Annotated in this window: 22 protein-coding genes; 1 reads left to right on the top strand and 21 read right to left on the bottom strand. The window is 67.3% G+C overall.

Going from position 1 to position 24396, the window contains the following annotated elements:
- Positions 1-39: 39 nt before the first annotated feature.
- Complete coding sequence (gene hflX / locus ABFX18_RS05035; protein ID WP_176698305.1) at positions 40-1617, bottom strand: GTPase HflX; 1578 nt, start codon at positions 1615-1617, stop codon at positions 40-42.
- A 106-nt stretch (positions 1618-1723) separates the two neighbouring features.
- On the opposite strand from hflX, the gene ABFX18_RS05030 reads away from it, so the two are divergent.
- On the top strand, positions 1724-2341 hold the full coding sequence (locus ABFX18_RS05030; RefSeq protein WP_200329467.1) for a methyltransferase: 618 nt from the start codon (positions 1724-1726) through the stop codon (positions 2339-2341).
- A 16-nt stretch (positions 2342-2357) separates the two neighbouring features.
- Here the strand turns inward: ABFX18_RS05030 and dapF are convergent, their stop codons facing one another.
- The 20 genes from dapF to ABFX18_RS04930 form a co-directional block, all read right to left on the bottom strand.
- Positions 2358-3239: a diaminopimelate epimerase gene (gene dapF, locus ABFX18_RS05025; RefSeq protein ID WP_346057615.1), complete on the bottom strand. Its 882-nt coding sequence runs from the start codon at positions 3237-3239 to the stop codon at positions 2358-2360.
- A gap of 9 nt (positions 3240-3248) precedes the next feature.
- A complete protein-coding gene (gene miaA / locus ABFX18_RS05020) occupies positions 3249-4226 on the bottom strand; it encodes a tRNA (adenosine(37)-N6)-dimethylallyltransferase MiaA (RefSeq protein WP_346057614.1) in 978 nt (325 codons plus the stop codon).
- On the bottom strand, positions 4223-5785 hold the full coding sequence (gene miaB / locus ABFX18_RS05015; protein WP_346057613.1) for a tRNA (N6-isopentenyl adenosine(37)-C2)-methylthiotransferase MiaB: 1563 nt from the start codon (positions 5783-5785) through the stop codon (positions 4223-4225). The genes miaA and miaB overlap by 4 nt, the downstream gene beginning before the upstream one ends.
- Before the next feature lie 105 nt (positions 5786-5890).
- Positions 5891-6631: a regulatory protein RecX gene (locus ABFX18_RS05010; RefSeq protein ID WP_346057612.1), complete on the bottom strand. Its 741-nt coding sequence runs from the start codon at positions 6629-6631 to the stop codon at positions 5891-5893.
- Positions 6632-6797: 166 nt separating this feature from the next.
- Positions 6798-7922, bottom strand: coding sequence for a recombinase RecA (gene recA, locus ABFX18_RS05005; protein WP_346057611.1), 1125 nt, complete (start codon positions 7920-7922; stop codon positions 6798-6800).
- A gap of 278 nt (positions 7923-8200) precedes the next feature.
- Positions 8201-8422, bottom strand: coding sequence for a DUF3046 domain-containing protein (locus ABFX18_RS05000; protein WP_090147858.1), 222 nt, complete (start codon positions 8420-8422; stop codon positions 8201-8203).
- 104 nt (positions 8423-8526) lie between these two features.
- Positions 8527-8847 (bottom strand): helix-turn-helix domain-containing protein, encoded by a 321-nt coding sequence (locus tag ABFX18_RS04995; RefSeq protein ID WP_010156636.1) that lies wholly within the window; start codon positions 8845-8847, stop codon positions 8527-8529.
- A 208-nt stretch (positions 8848-9055) separates the two neighbouring features.
- The gene (locus ABFX18_RS04990) at positions 9056-9814 is read right to left on the bottom strand and encodes an amino acid ABC transporter ATP-binding protein (protein ID WP_346057610.1); all 759 of its coding nucleotides are present in this window, start codon (positions 9812-9814) and stop codon (positions 9056-9058) included.
- On the bottom strand, positions 9811-11271 hold the full coding sequence (locus ABFX18_RS04985) for an amino acid ABC transporter substrate-binding protein/permease (protein WP_336661486.1): 1461 nt from the start codon (positions 11269-11271) through the stop codon (positions 9811-9813). The genes ABFX18_RS04990 and ABFX18_RS04985 overlap by 4 nt, the downstream gene beginning before the upstream one ends.
- A gap of 70 nt (positions 11272-11341) precedes the next feature.
- Positions 11342-11884 carry a CinA family protein gene (locus ABFX18_RS04980; RefSeq protein ID WP_346057609.1) on the bottom strand — a complete coding sequence of 181 codons (543 nt, stop codon included), beginning with the start codon at positions 11882-11884 and terminating at the stop codon, positions 11342-11344.
- On the bottom strand, positions 11881-12480 hold the full coding sequence (gene pgsA / locus ABFX18_RS04975; protein ID WP_346057608.1) for a CDP-diacylglycerol--glycerol-3-phosphate 3-phosphatidyltransferase: 600 nt from the start codon (positions 12478-12480) through the stop codon (positions 11881-11883). The genes ABFX18_RS04980 and pgsA overlap by 4 nt, the downstream gene beginning before the upstream one ends.
- A 34-nt stretch (positions 12481-12514) precedes the next feature.
- Positions 12515-13555 (bottom strand): hypothetical protein, encoded by a 1041-nt coding sequence (locus ABFX18_RS04970; RefSeq protein ID WP_346057607.1) that lies wholly within the window; start codon positions 13553-13555, stop codon positions 12515-12517.
- Positions 13556-13632: 77 nt separating this feature from the next.
- The gene (locus ABFX18_RS04965) at positions 13633-16542 is read right to left on the bottom strand and encodes an FtsK/SpoIIIE family DNA translocase (protein ID WP_346057606.1); all 2910 of its coding nucleotides are present in this window, start codon (positions 16540-16542) and stop codon (positions 13633-13635) included.
- Positions 16543-16644: 102 nt separating this feature from the next.
- Positions 16645-17679: a lipid II:glycine glycyltransferase FemX gene (locus ABFX18_RS04960; RefSeq protein ID WP_346057605.1), complete on the bottom strand. Its 1035-nt coding sequence runs from the start codon at positions 17677-17679 to the stop codon at positions 16645-16647.
- Positions 17676-19295, bottom strand: a complete 1620-nt coding sequence (gene murJ / locus ABFX18_RS04955; protein ID WP_346057604.1) for a murein biosynthesis integral membrane protein MurJ — start codon at positions 19293-19295, stop codon at positions 17676-17678. Before murJ ends, ABFX18_RS04960 begins: the two co-directional genes overlap by 4 nt.
- Positions 19295-20368, bottom strand: coding sequence for a lipid II:glycine glycyltransferase FemX (locus ABFX18_RS04950; protein WP_346057603.1), 1074 nt, complete (start codon positions 20366-20368; stop codon positions 19295-19297). The genes murJ and ABFX18_RS04950 overlap by 1 nt, the downstream gene beginning before the upstream one ends.
- 3 nt (positions 20369-20371) lie before the next feature.
- Positions 20372-22048 (bottom strand): RNase J family beta-CASP ribonuclease, encoded by a 1677-nt coding sequence (locus ABFX18_RS04945; RefSeq protein WP_090147838.1) that lies wholly within the window; start codon positions 22046-22048, stop codon positions 20372-20374.
- 14 nt (positions 22049-22062) lie between these two features.
- Positions 22063-23040 (bottom strand): 4-hydroxy-tetrahydrodipicolinate synthase, encoded by a 978-nt coding sequence (gene dapA / locus ABFX18_RS04940; RefSeq protein ID WP_090147837.1) that lies wholly within the window; start codon positions 23038-23040, stop codon positions 22063-22065.
- Positions 23041-23044: 4 nt separating this feature from the next.
- A complete protein-coding gene (locus tag ABFX18_RS04935; protein WP_090149571.1) occupies positions 23045-23563 on the bottom strand; it encodes a dihydrofolate reductase in 519 nt (172 codons plus the stop codon).
- Between the two features lie 13 nt (positions 23564-23576).
- Complete coding sequence (locus ABFX18_RS04930) at positions 23577-24386, bottom strand: thymidylate synthase (protein WP_346057602.1); 810 nt, start codon at positions 24384-24386, stop codon at positions 23577-23579.
- Positions 24387-24396 lie beyond the last annotated feature (10 nt).

Below are 24396 nucleotides of genomic sequence, written 5' to 3'. Positions count from 1 at the left end.
GAGCGATGTTGCTCCCTGTTACCCGAACCCAAGGTGGGCTTATGGAACGTATTGCTCCAGCTTCGACGCCATTTCCGCGGTCACGTACGCGCGCACTCGCGTGCCCGTCTCGACGTACTCCGTCTCGAGCACCCGATTGCGCTCGTGCAATTCGGCCACGAGCTCCCCGCGATCGTAGGGAACCACGACGGTGATCTCGCGTTCCGGCACCGGCAGCGCAGCATCGATGCGCCGCTTGAGCTCTTCGATGCCCTCGCCGGTGCGCGCAGACACGAATACCGCATCGGGAACGAGGCCGTGCAGCACGAGCCGCTGCGATTCGTCGAGCAAGTCGGCCTTGTTGAAGGCGACGAGTTCGGTGATGTCTTGCGCGTCGACCTCGGAGATCACGTCTCGCACGGTGCGCAGCTGCGCCTCAGGGTCGGGGTGCGAACCGTCGACGACGTGCAGGATCACCGAGGCCTCGCCGACCTCCTCGAACGTGGAGCGGAACGCCTCGACGAGCTGGTGCGGCAAGTTGCGCACGAAGCCGACCGTGTCGGCGTACGTGAAGCGGCGGCCGTCATCCGTCTCGCCATGCCTGATGGCGGTGTCGAGCGTCGCGAACAGCTGGTTCTGCACGAGTTCCTGCGTGCCGGTCAACCGGTTCAGCAGACTCGATTTGCCCGCGTTCGTGTACCCGGCGATCGCGACCGACGGCACCTCGCCGCGCTTGCGATTCGCGCGCTTCGCCTCTCGCGCCGGAGCGAAGCCGGCGATCTGCTTGCGCAGCTTCGACATGCGGGTGTGGATCTTGCGTCGATCGAGCTCCATCTTGGTCTCGCCGGGGCCTCGCGATCCCATCCCAGCCCCTGCGGATCCCACCTGGCCGCCCGCCTGGCGCGACATCGACTCGCCCCACCCGCGCAATCGCGGCAGCAGGTACTGGAGCTGGGCGAGCTCGACCTGGGCCTTGCCCTCGCGGCTCTTCGCGTGCTGGCTGAAGATGTCGAGGATGACGGCCGTGCGGTCGATCACCTTCACCTTCACGACGTCCTCGAGCGCGCGGCGCTGACTCGGGGCCAGTTCGGTGTCGGCGATCACGGTATCGGCCCCCACGGCCGCCACCAGCTCGGCGAGCTCTTGCGCTTTGCCCTTGCCGAGGTATGTCGCAGGGTCGGGGTGCGCGCGGCGCTGGAGCAGCCCGTCGAGCACGCGGGCGCCCGCCGTCTCGGCGAGCGCCGAGAGTTCGCGGAGCGAGTTCTCCGCGTCTTCCGCAGTCCGCTGGGAGTACACGCCGATCAGCACGACGTTCTCGAGCCGCAGCTGACGGTATTCGACCTCGGTCACGTCCTCGAGCTCCGTGGAGAGCCCGACGACGCGCTTGAGGGACGCGCGGTCCTCGCGCTCCATCCGGATCGCGTCGAAGCCTCCCTCGAGACGATCGTGGTCGGCGTCGCCGAGCGCCTGCGCTCCGCTGGTGAGGTCGCGGATCACGGTGGCCGATCCGGCTCCGGCCGCGCGCGCGAGCACGCGGTCGAGGGGATCAGCGTGCGCAGCGGCTCCGGTCGCCGGGGCGTCGCTCACGACGGCGTTCTCGTCTGCGAGCACTGCATCATCTGCGTTACGTTTCATCATCTGGCTTCCAGTGTACGTGGGGTGCGCCCGGGCGCGTCGGCCGTTCGCCCTGGGCGCAGTGCGCGCTCGGAATCGCCGTCGGCGTCGGCCTGGGATACTGGGAGGCGTGACCCAGCACTACTTCTCCGAATCCCCCGACGGCGAACTGCGACCCCGCGAGATCGAGGTCGCGCTCGGGGGCGCACCTCGCACGGTCGTGACGGCCGGAGGGGTCTTCAGCCCGGAGCAGCTGGACCGCGGCACTGCGATCCTGCTGCGAGAGCTCCCCGAACGCGACGCGCTCGGCGCCGTTTCTTCCGGTCCGCTCCTCGACCTGGGGTGCGGCTGGGGCGCGATCGCGCTCGACGCCGCTCTCGACCAGCCGGAGCGCGAGGTCTGGGCCATCGATGTGAACGAGCGCTCGCGCGAGCTGACGCGCATGAATGCGGATCGCCTCGGCCTCCGCCATCTTCGGGTTGCCTCCCCCGATGAGGTGCCCGAGGACGTGCGTTTCGGGGAGATCCGCTCGAACCCCCCGATCCGCGTCGGGAAAGAGTCGCTGCACGGGATCCTGCGCCAATGGCTCCCGCGGTTGGCCGACGGGGGCGTCGCGCACCTGGTCGTGGCGAAGCACCTCGGCGCCGACTCCCTGCAACGCTGGATCGCGTCGGAGTTCACCGACCTCGACGTCGATCGCCCTGCGCGCGACAAGGGGTTCCACATCATCCGCGCGCGGCGCGCGTAGTCGCTCCTGCGCCGGATCAGGCGTCGGGGAGTTCGATCTCGCCCGAGTACACGAGCTCAGCGGGTCCGTTGAGCGAAACGTGCTCACCCTCCTCCGTCGGGAACATGCGCACCGCGAGGCGCCCGCCGGGAACATCGACTCTCCAGTGGTTCGGCATCCCCCCGCCGCCCCAGTGGCGGAAGGCGAGCGCGGCAGCAGCCGTGCCCGTGCCGCACGACAGCGTCTCCCCCGAACCGCGCTCGTGCACGCGCATGCGGATGCGAGCGACTCCGTCTTTGATGAGCGGGTCCTCCGGAACGACGAACTCGACGTTCGCCCCGCCCTCGGCGACCGGTTCGAGGGCGGGCTCCCGATGCAGGTCGAGCCCGTCGAGCTCCGCCGGATCCGCCAGAGCCGCCACGACGTGCGGATTGCCGAGGTCGATCCCGAGCCCCGGGCGCGCGACGTCGAGACCCTGCGCTGCGACGAGGCGCTCGCCGGCGAGTCGCCAGCGCCCCAGGTCGACCGTGTAGCCGGCGACGCCCGCGAGCACATCCTTCACCCCGGCGCGCGTGCCGATCGGCAGCGTGTCGCGCCGCTCGGGCGAGACGAGCCCCTGGGTGATCAGGTAGTGCGCGTATACGCGCGCGCCGTTGCCGCACATCTCGGCGGGGGTTCCGTCGGCGTTCCAGTAGTCCATGAACCACTCGGCGTCGGGCTCCTCCGCGAGGCACGCGGCCCCCTCTGGGATGGATCGCGAACGCACCGCACGGATCACCCCGTCGGCGCCGACGCCGAACCGGCGGTCGCAGAGGAAGCGGATCTGCTCGGGAGTCAGGGTGCGCTCACCGTCGGGGTCGGAGAACAGCACGAAGTCGTTGCCCGTGCCATGGCCCTTGGAGAACGCGAGCGTCGTCATACGCCCAGTTTACGCGGGCATCTCCCCGGGATTCAGCCATTCGACCTCGGCGTACCGTTTGAACCAGCTCACCTGTCGCCGAGCGTATCGACGGGTCAGCACCCGCGTCTCCTCGATCGCCTCGACCTGCGTGAGGCGACCGTCGAGATGCCCGAGCGCCTGCGCGTAGCCGATCGCGCGGGACGCTGTCGGGCCGTCGCCGATCCCCTCCGGTATCAGGGCGCGCACCTCGTCGAGGAGACCGGCGCTCCACATCTGCTCGACACGTCGATCGAGTCGCTGCACCAGAGTGGTGCGGTCGACCTGCACGCCGAGGATGCGGGTTCCGCCGGTCTCATCGCCCTGCCAGAGCCGGGGCTCCGTCGGCAGCGTCACCTGCGCGTCGCCCCCCAGAAGCGCCACCTCGAGTGCACGCACGACCCGCCGGGGATTGCGTGCGTCGACGGCCGCGGCGGTCTGGGCGTCCAGGGCGCGCAACCGTTCGAGCAGCGCGTCGACGCCGTCGCGTTCCGCTGCTGCTTCGAGCTCTGCGCGGAGCGCGTCGTCGCGCGGGGGGAATTGGAAGTCGAACAGCACGCTCGATACGTAGAGACCGGATCCCCCGACCAGGATCGCGTCGGCGTCTCGCACGTGAATCCGCCGGATCGCGGCTCGCGCCTCGGCCTGGTACCACGCGACGGTGGCCTCCTCCCTCGGGGCGAGCACGTCGAAGAGGTGGTGCGGTACTCCTCGGCGCTCGCGCTCCGGCACTTTGGCCGTGCCGATGTCCATGCCCCGGTACACCTGCATGGCGTCGGCGTTCACGATCTCAGCCGCGCGTCCGCTTTCGGCCAACCGCTGCGCGAGATCGAGCGACAGCTCTGATTTGCCGGTGCCCGTCGCTCCGACGACGGCCCAGAGCCTCGGGGGGCGCTGCTCGAGCGTTGACGTGCGTGCGCGGGCGGTCGCGCGCTCGCGCTGGGCCGGGGTTCCGCGGTCAGCGGTCATCGGGGCCGGATCGCCGGGAGTCCGAGACTCACGACGCGCGGGGCGGTGTCCGCTGCTGCTGGGGTTGCCGGCACGCCGCAGCTCTCAGCCTGCCTTCGGTCCCATGCGTCACCGGCTCTCGTGCGTCGCACTGCGAAGAGGGGCGCACGGTCGAGGGCGAGCGCCGAGTCGGCGATGAGGAAGTGCGGGGCGGCGGCGGTGACGGCGACCGTGACGACGTCGCCGGGCCGAGGCTCGGCACCGCCTTCTGGCACGGCGAAGTGCACCAGCCGATTGTCCTCGCTGCGTCCGGAGAACCGCCGCGTGGCGGCATCCTTCTTCCCCTCGCCCGCTGAGACGAGCACCTCGACCGTACGCCCGATCTGCGCGTGGTTCTCTTCCAGTGAGATGCGCTCCTGCAGCGCTTGGAGGCGCTCGTAGCGCTCTTGCACGACTGCCTTCGGCAGCTGACCATCCATCTCGGCCGCCGGCGTGCCGGGCCGGATGGAGTACTGGAATGTGAATGCGCTCGCGAATCTCGATTCCTCGACGACGCGAAGCGTGTCTTCGAAGTCTGCGTCGGTCTCACCCGGGAACCCGACGATGATGTCGGTCGTGATCGCGGCGTTCGGAATGCGCTCGCGCACGGCGTCGAGGATGCCGAGGAACTTCTTCGACCGGTACGAACGGCGCATCGCCTTCAGCACGGCGTCGGAACCGGACTGCAGCGGCATGTGCAGCACGGGCATGACGTTCGGCGTCTCTGCCATTGCAGCGATGACGTCTCCGGTGAACGCCGCCGGGTGCGGGCTCGTGAAGCGCACGCGCTCGAGCCCCTCCACTCCTCCCATGGCGCGCAGCAGTTTGCCGAACGCCTGCCGGTCGCCGAACTCGACGCCGTATGTGTTGACGTTCTGCCCGAGGAGCGTGACTTCGATCGCGCCGTCGTCGACGAGCGCCTGCACTTCGGCGAGGATGTCGCCCGGGCGACGGTCCTTCTCCTTGCCGCGGAGGGACGGCACGATGCAGAAGGTGCAGGTGTTGTTGCAGCCGACCGAAATGGAGACCCAGCCGCTGGAAGCGGAATCGCGTTTCGTGGGCAGGGTCGACGGGAAGACTTCGAGCGATTCGAGGATCTCGATCTGAGCTTCAGCGTTGTGTCTGGCCCGTTCGAGGAGGGCCGGGAGCGACCCCATGTTGTGCGTGCCGAACACGACGTCGACCCAGGGCGCCTTCTCGACGATGGCGCCCTGGTCCTTCTGCGCGAGGCAGCCGCCGACGGCGATCTGCATTCCGTCTCGCTCTCGTTTCACACCGGCGAGGTATCCGAGGTTGCCGTAGAGCTTGTTCGCGGCGTTCTCGCGCACGGCGCACGTGTTGATGACGATGACGTCAGCAGACTCCGGCGCCTCCGCTGCGATGTAGCCGGCGGCTTCCAATGAGCCGGAGAGCCGTTCCGAATCGTGCACGTTCATCTGGCATCCGAGTGTGCGGATGGAGTAGCTGCGCGGCGTCCCGTCGTGCCGCATCGCAGCGGGTGAGAGCGCGATCTCAGTGGGTTCGACAGCAGTGAGACTCATGAATTCAGTCTATCGATGAGCGCCGTGAGCAACGCGCGATGGTGCGCGGCGCCACCGCGTCTGCGCGTCACGCGCCGCGGCGGCCCTCGCGCTGCAACGCTTCCACTACTGGAATCGCACGCCGGAACCGCCGCGGGGCCCTCGGGGACCCTTGGCCGCCCCGTCGAGGGCGTCTTTCACTGCACGAGTGGCGGGCTCGCCCGACCAACCGCGGCGGGCGAGGAAGCCGAGCAGCCGGCGTTCCGCCACATGGCGTTCGAGCCCGCCGAGCTTCGCCGCGCGCTCCCGTGCGGTCTGCCGCAGCAGCTCGAACTCTTCATCGGAGTCGAGTTCGCCGAGGGCGGCTTCGATCACGTCGTCGGGGAGCTTGCGCGACCTCAGCTTCACTCGGATCTGCGACCGACTCGCCCGTTTCGACTCGCGGAGCTTCTCCGTCAGTGCACGCGCGAGACCGAGGTCGTCGAGGTACAGCCCGGCGGTGAACTCCTCGATGACGCCTTCGATGTCGTCGGCTCCGTGGTCGAGCCGCGCGAGCTCCTCTCGGAGTTCACCGCTCGAGCGGGCTCGACGCGCGAGCAGACGCACACCGTCTTCGTGCACCGAGCGCTCAGCCGCCGCCGCGTCGTCTTCGGTCGCAGCAGCGTCCTCCGCTGCAGCATCCGGTGCTCCGGTCTCGGCCTGCTCGACGACGTCGCTCCCAGCGCGGGAGCCGGAAGCGTGGTCGGCGAAGTTCGCATGCACGACCGGACGCACACGGCTATCGATCACTGAGGCGATGCCGGAGTCGATGAGCCTCGCCAACTCCTCGCGCGTCGCTTCACGCGGTTCGCCTTCGACAGGGTTCACGCCATCGCGATCGTTCGCTTCAGTGCGTTCGTCACTCCCTGAATCGGCGCCCGGACCGCGGCGACCCAATTGAGAGCGGAGCTGGATGACCTCGGCCAGGTCGCCCCGGTCCTCCGACCGCGACGCAGAACCTTCTTCGGGCGGAGGGAGGAACCGGACGGCCATATCAGGCGCTCGCGCGCTTCTCGGGCTCGACCGCAGTCGCTGTCTTGGTCACAGGCGCCGCAGCCTTCGCTGCCGCACCAGATTTCGCCGGTGCAGTCTCGGCGGCCCCTTCGGGCTCCGCTTCCTTCCGACCGTTGACGCCGAGCTTCGTCAGAATCTTCTCTTCGATCTCGAGCGCCACATCCGGATGATTGATCAGGAATCGGCGGGCATTCTCCATGCCCTGGCCGAGCTGGTCGCCGTCGTAGGTGAACCAGGCGCCGCTCTTCTTGATCAGTCCCTGCTCCACGCCGTAATCGATGAGCGACCCCTCGCGCGAGATGCCGATGCCGTAGAGGATGTCGAACTCCGCCTGCTTGAAGGGCGGCGCCATCTTGTTCTTGACGACCTTCACACGGGTCCGGTTTCCGACCGCGTCGGTGCCGTCCTTCAACGTCTGAATGCGACGGATGTCGAGTCGCACTGACGCGTAGAACTTCAACGCCTTTCCACCGGAGGTCGTCTCCGGGCTCCCGAAGAAGACCCCGATCTTCTCACGCAGCTGGTTGATGAAGATGGCGGTCGTCTTGGTGGAGTTCAGGCTCCCCGTGATCTTGCGCAACGCCTGAGACATGAGGCGCGCCTGGAGTCCGACGTGGCTGTCGCCCATCTCTCCTTCGATCTCCGCCTTCGGCACCAGCGCCGCAACGGAATCGATGACGACGAGATCGACGGAGCCGGAACGAATCAGCATGTCGGCGATCTCCAGAGCCTGCTCACCCGTGTCGGGCTGGGCGACGAGCAACGCGTCGATGTCGACACCCAGCTTCTGCGCATAATCGGGATCGAGCGCGTGCTCGGCGTCGACGAAGGCGGCGATACCGCCGGCGCGCTGCGCATTCGCGATCGCGTGCAGCGTGAGCGTCGTCTTCCCCGAGGATTCCGGGCCGTAGATCTCGATGATGCGACCACGGGGAAGGCCACCGATGCCCAGCGCGACGTCCAACGCGACGGAGCCGGTCGGAATCACTTCGACGGGAGCGCGCTCCTGGCTGCCCATGCGCATGATCGCGCCCTTGCCGAAGTTCCGGTCGATCTGCGCGAGTGCGGCTTCGAGTGCCTTTTCGCGGTCTTTCGGTGCTGCCATGGTCTTGCTCCTCATCACGTGCGCGGCGTGCCGCTGGGTGTGCTGCCTGCATACTGTCTCGACCCCGGTCGGGGCAGACAAGGCATCGGTGGTCGTGCACTGTTCACCCTAGAATCAGCCTCCGACATTCATGGCCGGAGGTACTGAACTGTGGATGGATCGAGCGCTGCACCACCTGTAGACGAAGATAACACCATTCGAACACAGTTTCGAATATCGCTGCGGCGTGTTCGCGCAGATCCCCTCGGGCGCGGCGCGGCCGAGAGGATCTGCTCCCGTCAGTCGCGCGGGTCGGGAAGACCGCGGCCGTGACGCCGAGCGACCGGCACCCCGAGATCGACGCAGAGCGCCTCCCAGACCTGGCGCGGCGCCACACCGCGCTCGATGGCGTCATTCGCCGTACCGGCCAGAGGCGCGAGCCAGTGATCGCGCAGGAGCACGGGCGCGTAATCCTCACCGAACTCCGAGACGCATGCGCGCCGAAACTCACTCAACCGCATCGCTCATACTCATTTCGTATCATCGCCGACAGAACGGCGAAGCGCCCGAACCGGAACCGGTCGGGCGCTGTCATGCCGATCAAACGGCGCAAGTCGGGAGACGCTTACGAGACCAGCTCGGGCGTGAACCCCGACACCAGTTCCGCCGGGACCGTGTCCGGAACCCGATGAGCCATCGGAAGCGACAGGCCTTCGACGACCGACAGACGCTCGCTCACCTCGCCCATGATGACCGAGAGCGGAGTGTCCAGTGCGTCAGCGACTGCTGCGAGGATCTCACTCGATGCTTCCTTCTGGCCGCGCTCGACCTCGCTCAGGTACCCGAGCGCAACGCTCGCCTCCCCGGCGACCTGCCGCAGCGTGCGACCCTTCTGCAACCGGAAGTCACGCAGTACATCGCCGATCTCTTGACGCATGAGCACCATGTGAACCCTCCTCCACGTGCACAACCCGAGTCGTGCTTTCCACCATACCCGCTCGTCGACAGGGTGTCGCTGCGGGAACGCCGACCGTTTTCCGATCGTCGTACTGGGAACAACTGAGAGCATAGCCGCTGTATTCCTGAAATCTCACTGAACTTGAGCCGGGCTGACTCAAGTTCAGCGAAGTTTCAGGATGTGCGCCGGAACGCCGTCACAAGACCTTCGACAGGAACTCCTGCGTACGGGCATGACTGGGGCTTCCGAAGACCTGATGCGGAGCACCCTCTTCGATGACGGTGCCCTCGTCCATGAAGACCACGCGATCGCACACCTCGCGAGCGAAACCCATTTCGTGGGTGACGAGCACCATGGTCATCCCCGACGCGGCCAGATCGCGGATCACCTGGAGCACCTCCCCCACCATCTCAGGGTCAAGCGCCGACGTCGCCTCGTCGAACAGCATGATCTTGGGCTCCATGGCGAGCGCACGAGCGATCGCAACGCGCTGCTTCTGCCCGCCCGACAGCGACGCGGGCCGCGCGTCCGCTTTCTCGGACAGACCCACGCGCTCCAGCAGCGCGAGGGCGGCCGCCCGAGCCTCGCTCTTCGACTTCTTCTTGAGGTCCACCGGCGCGAGCATGATGTTCTCGAGCACCGTCATGTTGGGGAACAGATTGAAGTGCTGGAACACCATGCCGATGTTCTGCCGGACGACATTGATATCGGCCTGCGCAGACGTCAGCTCCATGCCGCTGACGATGACGGATCCCCCGCTCGGCTCTTCCAGGCGGTTGAGGCAGCGCAGGAGCGTCGACTTGCCCGATCCCGACGGGCCGATCACGGAGACGACCTCGCCCTCCGCGACCACCAGGTCGATGCCGTTGAGCACCTCGTTGCTGCCGAAAGACTTGCGCAGGCCCGCGACCTCGATCGCGGGAGTGGCCGTCTGCGATGCCGTGTTCTCGGTCACTTGTTCACCTTCTTATCAACGATGTTCGCGAGCCAGGTCAGCAGCGTGATGACGATGAAGTACATCACACCGACGATGATGAGCATCTCGGTCGTACGGAAGTTGGCCGCGTAGATCTGCTGCGCCTGGTAGAGGAGCTCGGCGAAGCCAATGGTCAGCAGCAACGAGGAGTCCTTCAGCGTGATCACGAGCTGGTTGATGATGGACGGCATCGAGATCTTGACCGCCTGCGGCATCACGACGCGCTGCATCGACCGGCCCCACCCGAGACCCAATGATCGAGCGGCTTCCATCTGCCCCGGATCGACCGACTGGAGACCGCCGCGGACGATCTCGGTGAGATACGCCCCGGCGTTCAGCGCGAGTGTCGCGACGCCCGCGAGGAAGACGTTGCCGGGAGCGCCGGTGAGCTGCGGCAGACCGAAGTAGAAGAGGAATGCCCACACCAGGATCGGAGTGCCCCGGAAGATGGAGACGTACACCGTCGCGATTCCGCGCACGATGCGGGACGAGGAGATCTTCATGAACCCGAATACGAACCCGAGCACCAGGGCGATCACGAACGAGACCACGGTGATCGATACGGTGTTCCACAACCCCTTCGAGAGAGCAGGCCAGCTCTGGCCGACCAGCTCGAAGATGTTGCCGTTGGCGCTCTTCGCTTCCGAGTCTCCGAGATAGGTGTTGAGAATCTCGTCGTAGGTGCCGTCGGCCTTGAGCTTTGCCAGCCCATCGTTGAAGGCGGCGAGGAGCTCGGAGTTCTGCCCCTTCGCCACCGCGAAGCCGTATTCGCCGCCCGGAATCTTCTCCGTGACGACCTTCAATCCGTTGCCCTGATCGATGCCGTAGGCGAGCACGGGGTAGTCGTCGAAGACCGCCACCGCGGATTGGTTCTTCACCGACTCGTACATGGTCGCGGACTGGTCGAGCGCCTTGACCGTGAACCCGTACTCCTCTGCGAGCTTCTCGGCCTCCGCGAGTCCCTCCGAACCCGACTTCGCGACGACCGTCTCGCCCGCGAGGTCCTCGTATCCGGTGATCGAATCGTCGTTCGCGGCGACCGCCATCTGCACGCCGGACTCGAAGTACGGTTCTGAGAAGTCGAAGATCTCCTTGCGCTCGTCGGTGATCGACATGCCGGCGATGACCCCGTCGGCCTGACCCGACTGCACCGCGGAGAGCGCGGCCTGGAAGCCGAGCGACCGAATGTCGACGCTGAAGCCCTCCTCCTCCGCGATGGTATTCATCAGGTCCATGTCGATGCCGACGAGGTCGCCCGTGGAAGGATCACGGAACTCGAACGGGGCGAACGTCGTGTCCGTCGCGATGACGAATGACTCTCCCTCGGCCTGGGCGGGCACCACGGCCGCCGCCGCAGCAGTTCCCAGCAGCAACGTCGCTGCGAACCCTGCCGCGAGACCCGCGCGCACGCGGGTCCAACGTCTGTTCTTCTGCACTCTCTATTCCCCTTTGCGGAGCAAGATCGCCGCGATCTGCGATGATCGATCGGCCTCCAGCGTACCGAGGTCAGCGAGGCTCCGACGCACGCTCGCTTTCGAGGCACTCCCACAGCAGCTGGATCGCCGCGGCGACGGCATCCGCACGAATGCTCGAGCGGTCGCCGTCGAGGGAGAGCAGCCGCGACTGCGTGCGTTCGCCAGAGCTCACGGCGATCCAGACCGTTCCGGCCGGCTGACCGGTCTGCGCGTCGGGGTCCGGCCCAGCGACCCCCGTGGTCGCGACGCCGACATCAGCCGGGACAACGGGTCCACTCCCCCTCGGCGTCGCACAGGCCCGCCGCACGCCCTCCGCCATCTGGCGCACCACCTCGTCATCGACCGGGCCCCGTTCGCGCAGCAGCTCGGCGTCCACGCCGAGCAGTGCATGCTTGAGCGCGGTGTCATAGGCCACCACGCCGCCGCTGAACACGCGGGAGGCTCCTGGCACCGAGACCACGGCATCTGCGAGGAGCCCGCCGGTCAAGGACTCCGCCACGGCGAGCCGGAGTCCGCGCGACGCTGCGCGCTCGATGATGCGGGCGACGAGGTCGCGGTCAGCACCGGACTTCACCGCGCCGACCTCCGCGCGCGGAGGTACCCGACCACGTAATCGATGCCGCTGTACATCGTGAGCACGAAGGCGACCGCCATCGTGATGATGTTCACCCAGACGACGACGGGCGCTGCCGGTCCGACGACGGCGGCGAGCGGGAGCAGGGCGAGCGTGATGGCGACGGACTGCGCGACGGTCTTCAGTTTGCCGGCCCATGCGGCCGCGAGCACCACATCGTGCGCCACGAGCAGACGGTGCACGGTGATCCCGATCTCCCTGACCAGAATCAGGATCGTGACCCACCACGGCAGCTCCGCGAGGATCGAGAGACCGACCAGTGCGGCACCGGTGAGGAACTTGTCCGCGATCGGGTCGAGCAGTTTTCCGAGGTCCGTGATGAGGCCTCGCGATCGTGCGATGTGGCCATCCCAGGCATCGGTCGCGATCGCGAGCACGAAGAACACCGCCGACGCCCAGCGCCATGGCCCGTCTGCGCCGCCGTCGGCCAGCAGCATCCAGAGGAAGAAGGGGGTGGCAATGATGCGCGCGCCCGTGATGATGTTCGGAGCGTTCCAGTTGCTGGGCGCCGCGGAGGCGGGTGCGTTGCCGGTCATGCCAGCAGCCTACTTGAGTGGCCGTAGCGGGGTTCTAGTACGGGTAGATCGCCACGTCGAGCCCATCTGCTGTGGGGGTCACCTCGACGTCGGCCGAGGATGCCTGGAGATCGATCTTCTCGGTGATCTCATCACCACTGGCGTCTCGTCCGGTGTAGGTGGCCCGGAACGAGCCTCGATCTTCGATCTCCATCCACGTGGACAGCTCATCACGGGCGCTGACCGTCGGAGCTTCCGTCATCTCGACGGATACGTCTACCGCGGGGCTCGAAGAGAATTTGGCGCTCGGCTCCGCGGCGGCGATGCCGCAGGACTGCAATTCCCACACATCCGTCTGCTCGGCGCACTCCTCGTAGGCGATACCGACCTGCCGTCGCACCTCCGCCGCGTAGTCGGCACCGGGAACGATCCATTCGGACGCGAAGAGCGAGTCAGCGTTCGATGTCACGGCGACGCGCGCGTCATCCGTGGTTTCGAAGAACGGGTTGTGCGAGATGAGCGCGTACTCGCCCGCGTACACAGTGATCGACGGGGCGTCGGACGGGAGCGGATCGTCCGCGCCCCGGAGTCCGAGCGCACCTCCGCCCGACGCGTCGATCGCGACTTCGTACTTCAGGCCGGATGTGACGCGCCACTCGTCGTCAGCGGTGCGGCGCAGCTCGAGCTGATCGGAGTACGAGGAGCCGCCGAGTTCGTATGAGACTTGCCCGGAGGCGCGGCCGGCCTCGAAGTCGACGCGGATGCGCCCGAGCTCACTGTCGCTGATGTGCTCAGCTGACGCGAACGCAGCCGGATCCAGGGCTGCGTTCGGACGCGGCGATTCGGTGTCGCTGGAAAGCCGCTCCGCGCCGTTCGCGTCGCCAGCGGCGACGGCCTCCACGTACTCCGCTGCGACGGCGCGCACTGCTGCGCTGTTGTTCGATTGGGCGTCGACGGCGACCACTGCTCCAGCGGCCCCGAGCACGACCACCGCGAGAGCACCGGTCATTCCCCAGATCCAGGTCTGGCGCTGCGGACGACGGCCTGCCGTCTGCCCGTTCGCGTCATACGGAGAGGTTCCGTCCGGGTGCGTCATGCTCGTCTCCTCTGTCGTACGTCTCAGGGTTCACATCGTGTGGTGCGCACGCGCGGCACCTGGAGGGCTTTCGCGGCTCAGTCGCGCCCCGTGAGCCGCCACGCGTCTTCGTCGCCGTCGTCTTCGACTTCTTCGAGCGTCGACTGATGCTGCGCGATCGGATCGTCGTATCGCGAGTCGCCGAACCCCAGTGCCGGGTCGAGCGGGTCGATGACATCCGTCACGGCATCCTCGCGAGCGGAGGCGGACGGGGCGGCGCTCACTGCGGAGGCGCCGACCGCAGCAGCGGCGACGCCCGGTGTCGCAGCAGCCGGGGGCCGCGGCGGTTCGAACGCTGGAGCCGGGGCCGACGGGCCACCGGTCACACGCGCCAGCACCTCCGCGAGCTGCTCCGGGCTGACCAGCACGTCACGCGCTTTCGACCCCTCAGAGGGGCCGACGATGTCGCGCGACTCCATGAGGTCCATCAGTCGCCCGGCTTTCGCGAACCCGACGCGAAGCTTGCGCTGCAGCATCGACGTCGAACCGAACTGCGAGGAGACGACCAGCTCGATCGCGGCGACGAGCACTTCGAGGTCGTCGCCGATGTCCTCGTCGATCTCCTTCTTCTCGACCACCTGAGCGACGTCAGCGCGGTATTCGGGCTGCGCCTGCGCCTTCACGTGCGCGACGACCTGCGCGATCTCTGCCTCGCCGACCCACGCGCCCTGCACGCGGACCGGCGACGATTCGCCGTTGAGCAGGAGGAGGCCGTCTCCCTGACCGATGAGTCGCTCAGCGCCGACCTCGTCGAGGATGACGCGCGAATCGGTGCCGGAGGCGACGGCGAAGGCGTACCGGCTCGGCACGTTCGACTTGATGACGCCGGTGACGACGTTCACGGAGGGACGCTGCGTCGCCAGCACCAGGTGGATCCCGGCGGCGCGCGCCAGCTGCGTGATGCGCTGGATCGAGTCCTCGACGTCGCGCGGGGCGACGAGCATGAGGTCGGCGAGCTCGTCGACGACGACGAGCAGGTACGGGTACGGCTTGAGTACGCGCTGGCTTCCCTCGGGAAGCACGATGCCGCCCGAGCGCACGGCTTCGTTGAAGTCGTCGATGTGGCGGAAGCCGAAGCTCGCCAGATCGTCGTACCGCATGTCCATCTCCTTCACGACCCACTGCAGCGCTTCCGCCGCTTTCTTGGGGTTCGTGATGATGGGCGTGATGAGGTGCGGCACGCCCTGGTACACGGTGAGCTCGACGCGCTTCGGGTCCACGAGCACCATGCGGACGTCGGACGGCGTAGCGCGCATCAGAATGCTGGTGATCATCGAGTTGATGAAGCTCGACTTGCCGGAGCCGGTGGCTCCGGCGACGAGCAGGTGGGGCATCTTCGCGAGGTTGGCGACGACGAAGCCTCCCTTGACGTCCTTGCCGACGCCGATCGTCATCGGGTGCACGCTGCGCTGCGCCTTGCTCGATCGCAGCACGTCGCCGAGTGCGACGTTCTCGCGGTCCTGATTCGGGATCTCGATGCCGATCGCGCTGCGGCCGGGGATCGGAGACAGAATGCGCACCTCGTTCGACGCGACCGCGTACGACAGATTCTTCGAGAGCGCTGTGACCTTCTCCACTTTCACACCGGGGCCGAGCTCGACCTCGTACTGCGTGACCGTCGGCCCGCGCGAGAAGCCGGAGACCCGCGCATCGACCTTGAACTCCTCGAAGACCCGCGCGATGGCCGCGGTGATCAAGTCGTTGGCTTCCGTGTGGGTCTTGGGCGCGTCGCCAGTCGCGAGCGCATGCTGATCCGGAAGCTGGTAGGCCGCCTGATCGGCGGGACTGTGCGGGGGCGCGACGACGAACGGCTCGGATGCGGGCGCGGCTGCGGGCTGGTCAGCGGCCGTCTCCGGCGCTGACGGCGCGAAGTCGTCCCAGGAATCATCTCCGAGACCCGAGGCCGGAGTCGGCGCGGCAGCCTGCACCGCTGCTTCTGCCTGCTCGAGGTCGTCGAAGAGATCGGAGGGGAAGACGCCGGTCTCCGGTTCGGGTGCCAGCGCGGACTCGAAGGCGCCGCTCCGTTCGGGCTCGGGAGCGGGCCCGCCGAGGGCGGAGTCGAGCGCCGAACGATCGGCTGCGTACTCCGGGTCCTCCTCACGGCCCGACGCGTTGCGACGCCACCAGGGCATCGCGTCTCCGTCGCCTTCCTGCGCCTCGAGATCGAACAGCGCCTGCTCATCGGCGCGCGCCTGCTTGCGACTGCGCTTGGGGGCCGGCGGCTCCGCGGGCGCTTCGGGGTCGCCGCTGACGCCGAACAGGAACACGTAGGCCTCCCGCATGCGCTGCGCGATGCGGGATGGCGGCGTCTTGAGAACGATGAGCAGAGACATCAGAATCAGGATCGACAGCACCGGGACGGCGACCCACATCGTCAGATAGCCGAGTGTTCCCCCGACGAGCCAGCCGAAGACACCGCCTGCGGCGCTGAGGCGCTCCGGGTTCTCCCACGGGTTGGGCATGCCGCCGTACAGGTGGCAGATGCCGGCGATGGAGAGCACCGCGAGCGTGAGCCCGGTGGCGATGCGGCGGTTGTCGTGCACGCTCGAGGGATGGTTGAAGAGCCAGAGCGCGAACCCCGCCATGATGATCGGCAGGCCGAAGGCGACACGACCGAACAGGCCTCCGAACGACCACGCGTCGAGTGCGACCGCGAAGGTCTGACCGATGAAGAACCACTCGATCACCGCCCCGACGATCGCGAGCAGCACGAGCAGGAAGGGGACCCCGTCTCGGCGGTCCTCAGGAGCGAGCGGTTCGACCCGGAAGGCGCGCGCAGCGGCCCCGAAGGCGTGCGCCAAGCCGTTCCAGGCGCGGACGATCACGCCGTCGGTCGGCTCAGGCTCGGCGAGCACCTTCGTTTTCGCGGTCGCCCGGGTCTCCGCGGTACGGGCACCCCGTGTCGCGGTCTTGCCCGCGTTCTGGCGCGACGAAGCTTTACTGGCCATGGTACGAGGGTACGTTCGACCGCCGACATTGGCGAGTTGACGCTCCGGGCCCACCCGAATCACCCGGAGAGCGAAGCCCGCGCTCCCCGGCTGCGCCGGACCTCAGCGGCGCTTGAGCGCCCGCACCGCTCGCTTCGCGAGCGGCAGCCCCTTGGTCCACAGCGCATAGCCAGCGCCCGGGCGATCCCAGCTGCCCGCGAGCAGGTTCTCGTGCGACGCGAACCCGGTCTTGAACGTCGTCACTCCGTCGTTGATGAGCCCGCCGAAGTCGTAGCGCTCGATGCCGAGCGACTTCATGTGCCTGATGACGTGCCATTTGAGCGCGTAGTTCGCCCGCAGGCGCTGACCCGTCTCGTCCATCCCGCCGTAGAGCTCGAAGGCGGTGCGGCCCGATTTCGCCATGAACAGGAATGCGACCGGCCGATCCTCGACGTAAGCAGCCCAGACGGGTGCGTCGTCGCCCAGCATCGTGAACACGTCATGGTAGTAAGAATCTTCATGCAGGCCGAAGTCCGCGCGCTCGCTCGTCTCCCGGTAGACCTCCAGGCAGACGTCGAGCTGCTCGAGCGATTCGACGGGACGGATGTGGATCGCGTCTTCCCTGCCCGATTTCCGAATGTACTGACGATGCTTCTTCGACATGTCGGCCAGAAGCTCGTCTTCCGACCGCCGGAGATCGAGAATCAACGTACGGGCCGGGAGCACGGGCGTCTCGGCTGCACGCCACGATTTCGAGAGCGGGAATTCCCCCGCGTTCTCGTCCGGCTCGATGGAGAGCGCCACCGCCCGCCGTGATCCGTGCACGTAGTCGGCGATCGCGTCTGCCACGGCCGATGGCGCCGGCTCCTCGGCGGGGCGCTCGCCGTCCGCGGGGTCTCGCGCCAGCACGGGCCCGCGGGGCGCGTAGACGAAATCTCCGAGAGGACCTGGCAGGGTTCGCGTCAGGAGCTGGCAGGCGCCGACGACCACGGCCCCCTCCTGACGCCCGGAGCGCACCAGCACGCGCTCCGCCTTCCAGCGGTGGGCGGATTTCACGTCGCCCCAGCCCCAGAGCTGCAGCGGGTGGCCGCCGAGTTCTCTGACGGTGGCGTCCCACTCGGCACGATCGGTGCACGGGGTCACGAAGAGGGAGGTCACGAACGATTCCTTCCGAGAATACGAGAAACGGTGCCGACGATATCCGAAACTTCGGACGATCTGAGGAGTCGGAGCACCAGGAAATACACGATGCCGACGATCACTGCTTCGACGGCCGCGAACGGCAGGGCCTGCCAGACGCTGAACTCCGGGGCGATGATGCGCCCGACGTGCGTCGCGACGAGCCCGACGGCAATCGCCGGCACCGCCGCGATGGCGTACTTGGTCAAGCTCTGCGCGATCCTGCGCCCGTCGATCGAGCCGATCTTCCGCCGGAGCAACCAGGTCGCGATCACGGTTTCGACGATGGTGGCGAACGACCAGATCAATGCGAACGAGAATCCGATGTGGCGGGGCGCGACGAGCACGGGGAGCAGCAGGGAGAGCGCGATCACGATCACCATCTGGATCGTCGTGAACACGAAGGGCGTGCGCGTGTCGGAGAGGGCGTAGAACGCCCGCTGCACCACGAAGAGGAAGCTGTACGCAGCGAGGCTGACGGAGTAGGCCATCAGAGCCTCGCCGAACATCTCCACCTGCTCTGGCAGCGCCCCGAAATTGATGACGCGGCCGATGAACGGAGCGGCCGTTACGAGAATGACGGCCGCGTAGACCATGACGAGCGCGATCTGGCGCACCGAGGCCGAGAAGTCGCTCTTGAACTCCGCCATCCGGCCCGACTGCCCCCATTCGGCCAACCGCGTGAAATAGGCGGTCGCGAGGGATACGGCGATCACCGAGTGCGGCATCATGAAGATGAGCCACACGTTCTGCATCGCGCTCGTCGACGGCCCCTCCCCCGACCCGATCGCCACGATGCGGTTCGTCACGATGCCGCCGACCTGCATCACGACGACCATGGCGAGCGTCCACGTCGCGAGTCTCGCGGTGCGGCCGAGTCCGACGCCCCGCCAGGCGAAGTCGGGACGGAATCGGATACCGGCATTGCGCCATGAGACGAACAGGATCAATGCCTGCGCGACGATGCCGAGGGTCGCGCTGCCGCCGAGCACCGCGATCATATCGGCGCTCCAACCGGTGACCGCGAGACGGCCCTCCGGATCCGCTCCGAACATGGCGATGAAGACGAGGATGCCCGTGATCGCGATGAGGTTGTTGAGCACGGGCGCCCAGGTGAACGGGCCGAACCGGCTTCGCGCGTTCAGCACCTCGCCCATCACGGTGTAGATGCCGTAGAAGACGACCTGCGGCATGCACCAGTACGCGAAGGCGGTTGCGAGAGCCAGCTGGTCCTCGCCCCAGCCTTCGACCGTGATCCGCACGATCCACGGAGCGGCCGCCATCGCGAGACCCGTGATGATGACGAGCGCGGTCGTGACGAGCGTCAAGATCTTGTTGATGTACCCGGCGCCGCCGTCGCTGTTCTGCGCCGCCCTGACGATCTGCGGCACCAGCACCGCGTTCAGGACGCCGCCGATCAGGATCATGTAGACCGTGTTCGGCAGCAGGTTGCCGTTGGCGAACGCGTCGGCGGAACGGGCCCCGACCGAGCCGATCGCGTATGCGAGGAGCATGGCCTTGACCAGGCCGAGCACGCGCGAGACGATCGTGCCCGAGGCCATGACCGCGCTCGCGCGTATGAGTCCGGCAGCCATCAGTAGTAGGGATCCTTCCGAATGGCGAGCGAGGCGCGCCGCGCGAGCCGGTCGCCGAGCACGCCCCAGACGCGATACGCGAGCGGCCGCAGCGGGAGATCGAAGGCTCCCGCGTAGTCGATGATCTGGGGCGAGAACGATCGCTTGAACTGTCCGACGCCGAACAACGGGTGCTCCCGATCGTCCACCCGGTCGGAGGGGGGCGCACCGCAGAGGTCGTGGACGGTCGCGCCGCGCTCGTTGGCCCAGCGGATCACCTCCCACTGCAGCGCGTGAGACGCCCCGTACGCGGTCTTCGCGCGCACGGAGGCGCCGTCCTTGTAGGTGGTCTTCTCACCGAGCGCCATCGCGTACGCTCCGGCGACGAGCGCGCCGTCGCGGTGGGCGAGGAACATCTGCCCCGCTCCGGCACGCGCGAAGCTCTGCCAGAACTCGCGGTAGTACTGCTCGGATCGCAGCACGAACCGCCCCTCTGCGGTCTCCTGGAGCAGCCGGTACAGCGCAGCGCTGTGCTCCGCCGTCGGATCGACGCGCGTCACGACGATCCCGTCTCGCCCCGCACGATTGACGGCGTTGCGCGCCTTCTTGCCGAGACGCGCGAACACCTCCTCTTCCGTTCCGGAGACGTCCACGAGAATCGTCGACGGATTCGGGATGATGCGAACGGCATCCCGATACCCCGCGGCGCGGATCTCGGGAATCGCGTCTCGACCGAGACGCGGCTCGATCTTGAGGAGAAACGCTCCCGATGACCGGGCGAGTCTCGAGACGGCAGCCGCCACCTCGAGCACGTCAGCGGCGCTCTCGCCCGCGGGACCTGCGGGGAGATGCCACCACGAACCGAGGAGTGGCACCCGCTTCGCGAGCACGCCGACGGCGATCGTCGCCCGCCCGGCGCGCTCGACGATCACCCGAAGATCGCGGTAGCCGTTCTGAGTGCGCTTGACCTGCAGGTACTCCTCGCCGGCCCATACCTCGCCGCCCCCGGGGTTCGCGGCGATGCGCGCATCCCACTCGGAGCGCTCCGCGTCCGTGGCGAACCGGGCGACGGCCGAAGCCGAAGCGGTCGCCATGAGCTACACCACGACCACGACAGGAACGATCATCGACTTGCGACGGAGCTTGGTGCCCACCCACCTGCCGACGGTGCGACGCGTGATCTGCTGCAGCGCATGCGGGTCGGTCACGCCGTCCTTCATCGCCTGCTCGAGCGCGTCGGCGATCTGCGGCTTGATCTTGTCGAACACGCTGTCGTCCTCGGCCACGCCCTTGGCGTGGACCTCCGGCCCCGAGACGATCTGGCCGAGACTCGTCTCCACGACGGTGATGACGGAGATGAACCCCTCCTCCGCGAGCGTGCGGCGGTCTCGGAGGTCTTCGTCGGTGACACGGCCGACGCTCTTGCCGTCGACGTAGATGAAGTCGATCTCGAGCTGGCCCACCTTGCGGGCGACGCCGTCGACCAGGTCGACGACCGTGCCGTTCTCGCCGATGATGGTGCGATTCTGCGGCACGCCCGTCTGGATCGCGACGCCCGCGTTCGCGATGAGGTGGCGGTACTCCCCGTGAATCGGCATCACGTTCTTCGGGCGGACGATGTTGTAGCAGTACATGAGCTCGCCCGCGGAGGCGTGACCCGAGACGTGCACCTTGGCGTTGCCCTTGTGCACGACGTTCGCACCGAGCTTCATGAGCCCGTTGATGATGCGGTAGACGGAGTTCTCGTTGCCGGGGATCAGGCTCGAGGCGAGGATCACCGTGTCGTTCGCACCGATCTCCACCTGGTGCTCCTGATTCACCATGCGCGCGAGCACCGCCATCGGCTCACCCTGGGATCCGGTCGACATGTACACGATGCGCTCGTCGGGAATATCGCCGCTCTTCTTGAGGTCGACGAGCACGCCCTCCGGAACCGTGAGGTATCCGAGATCGGAGGCGATCTTCATGTTGCGCACCATCGACCGGCCGAGGAGCACCACGCGGCGGCCGTTCTTCTGAGCGGCGTCGAGCACCTGCTGCACACGGTGGACGTGGCTCGAGAAGCTGGCGACCACGACCTTGCCCGGCGCCTTCTCGATGACGCGTTCGAGCACCGGACCGATGTCCTTCTCGAGCGCGGTGAAGCCCGGCACCTCGGCGTTGGTCGAGTCGGTCATGAAGAGGTCGACGCCCTCTTCCCCGAGACGGGCGAACGCGCGCAGGTCCGTGATGCGGCCGTCGAGGGGCAGCTGATCCATCTTGAAATCGCCCGTGCCGATGACGAGCCCGGCATCGGTGCGGATCGCGACTGCGAGCGCGTCGGGGATCGAGTGGTTGACCGCGATGAACTCGAGGTCGAACGGACCCGTCGTGATCCGATCGCCCTCGGCGACGACGCGCGTCTCCGGGCGGATGCGGTGCTCCTTGAGCTTGGCCTCGACGAAGGCCAGGGTCAGTTTCGAGCCGATGAGGGGGATGTTCTCCCGCCGCTTCAGCAGATACGGAACCGCGCCGATGTGGTCTTCGTGGCCGTGCGTGAGCACCACTGCGACGATGTCGCCGAGGCGGTGCTCGATCTTCGAGATGTCGGGCAGGATCAGGTCCACGCCCGGCTGGTGCTCCTCTGGGAAGAGCACGCCGCAGTCGACGACGAGCAGCTTGCCGTTGATTTCGTAGACCGTCATGTTGCGGCCCACCTCGCCCAGGCCGCCGAGCGGCGTGATGCGAAGGGTGCCCGCTTCGAGAGCGGGCGGTGTGATTACGGGGTTGGGCACTGAGCCTCCTGTTATTAGCGGGTGGTGCCTGCGATCTGGGGCAGGGCACCGCCGGCAGCCGCATTGCGGTCCGGCCTGAAGTTCGAAAGGTCGATGCCTGGGGCATCGGTGATGAGAGCGAGCTCGTCCTCGATGAGGGCGGCCTCCCACTCTTCGGGACCGACGAGCGGCAATCGCACGCGCGGGCTGCTGATACGGCCGAGGCCGTGCAGAATGTACTTCGCGGCGACGGTGCCGGGAACGTGGGTCATGACCGCGCGAACGAGCGGCTCGAGCTGCTGATGGACCGCGCGCGCCGTATGCAGGTCGCCCGCGTTGACGGCGTCGACGATGGCGCGGTACGGCGCGGCGGCGATGTTCGCTGTGACGCCGATCAGGCCGGTGGCGCCGATCGAGAGGTGCGGCAGCGCATTCGCGTCGTCTCCCGAGAAGTACATCAGGTCGGTCTGGTTCAGCACCCGGCTGACCTCACTGAAATCGCCCTTGGCGTCTTTCACGGCGAGGATGTTCGGGTGCTTGGCGAGCCGCAGCAGCGTCTCGTACTTGATCGGCACCCCGGTCCGGCCCGGGATGTCGTACAGGATGACGGGGAGATCCGTCGCATCGGCGACCATGCGGAAGTGGGTGAGGAGGCCGGCCTGCGTCGGCTTGTTGTAGTACGGGGTGACGATCATCACACCGTCGGCTCCGGCCTTCTCACTGGCGCGGTAGAGCTCGATCGCGTGCGCGGTCTCGTTCGATCCGCCGCCGGTGATGATCTTGGCGCGGCCACCGGAAACCGACTTCGCGACCTCGACGAGCTTCAGCTTCTCAGGGTCGGTCAGCGTGCTCGTCTCGCCGGTCGTACCGGTGACGACGATGCCATCCGCGCCGCTCGAGATGCAGTCGTCGATGTGCTTCTCGGTCGCAGCCCAATCGACTTCACCATCAGCGTGGAACGGCGTGATGAGTGCGACGAGGACCTGACCGAAAGGATTCTCTGGGTGTGCCACGAGACTAGGCTACCGGACGTTCTCCCTGCGAAGCCCCCATGCGCCACCGCTCGAACCGATACTCGAGCCCGGTCCGCGACGTTTCCGGCGTCCCCGGGTCGACCAGCGTCCATTCAGGACCGATCTCGGGAGCGAAGGTATCGGCGTCCGGCACATCGAGTCCGATCCTCGTCACGACGAGTTCGTCGGCGAACGGCATGCCCGCCCGGTAGAGCTGGCCTCCGCCCATGATCCACACGCGATCGTGCGGCCCGCTGTCGCGGGCGAGCTCGTCGAGCACGCTCTCGAGCGACGGCACCACCGTCGCTCCGGGCGCGTCGTACGATGCCGTGCTGGTCACCACGAAGTTCTCACGGCCGGGGAGCGGCCTGAAGCGAGCGGGAAGGGACTCCCAGGTGCCGCGCCCCATGATGACGGGAGCGCCGAGGGTCTGCTCCTTGAAGAACGCCGCGTCCTCCGGCAGGCGCCAGGGCATCTCGCCGTCGCGGCCGATCGCCCCTCCACGGGCCTCCGCCCAGATCATGCCGAGAATCATGTCAGACCGCGACCGGTGCTTTGATGCCCGGGTGATGCTCGTAGCCGACGACCTCGAAATCGTCGAGCGTGTACGCGAAGATCGAGTCGGCCTTGCGGATCTCGATGCTCGGGTACGGGAACGGATCGCGCGCGAGCTGGCGCTCGACCTGCTCGACGTGATTGTCGTAGATGTGGCAATCCCCGCCCGTCCAGACGAACTCGCCCGGTTCGAGACCGGTCTGCTGCGCCACCATGAGTGTGAGCAGCGCGTACGAGGCGATGTTGAACGGCACCCCGAGGAACATGTCAGCCGAGCGCTGGTAGAGCTGGCACGAGAGCTTGCCATCCGCGACGTAGAACTGGAAGAACGCATGGCAGGGCGCCAGCGCCATGTCGCCCAGGTCGGCGACATTCCATGCCGAGACGATGATGCGCCGCGAGTCGGGGTTCGCGCGCAGCTGATCGATGACGTTCGCGATCTGATCGATGTGCTCGCCGCTCGGCGTCGGCCAGGAGCGCCACTGCACACCGTACACGGGGCCGAGGTCTCCGTTCGCGTCTGCCCATTCGTCCCAGATGCTGACGTCGTGCTCCTTCAGGAAGGCCGTGTTGCCCTCGCCGCGCAGGAACCACAGCAGTTCGACTGCCACCGATTTGAAGTGCACCCGCTTCGTCGTGATGAGCGGGAAGGACTCGGCGAGGTCGAAACGGATCTGCCGCCCGAAGAGGCTGCGCGTACCGGTGCCGGTGCGATCAGATTTGGCGGTGCCGTGCTCGTACACCTCTCGCAGCAGGTCTTCGTACGGGGTCGGGATCGCGTTCGCACTCACACGCGAGAGT

Origin of the sequence: Leucobacter alluvii (assembly GCF_039530485.1) — a bacterium.
In the GTDB taxonomy this organism is placed as follows: domain Bacteria; phylum Actinomycetota; class Actinomycetes; order Actinomycetales; family Microbacteriaceae; genus Leucobacter; species Leucobacter alluvii.
This window is presented reverse-complemented; position numbering and strand designations above follow the sequence as displayed.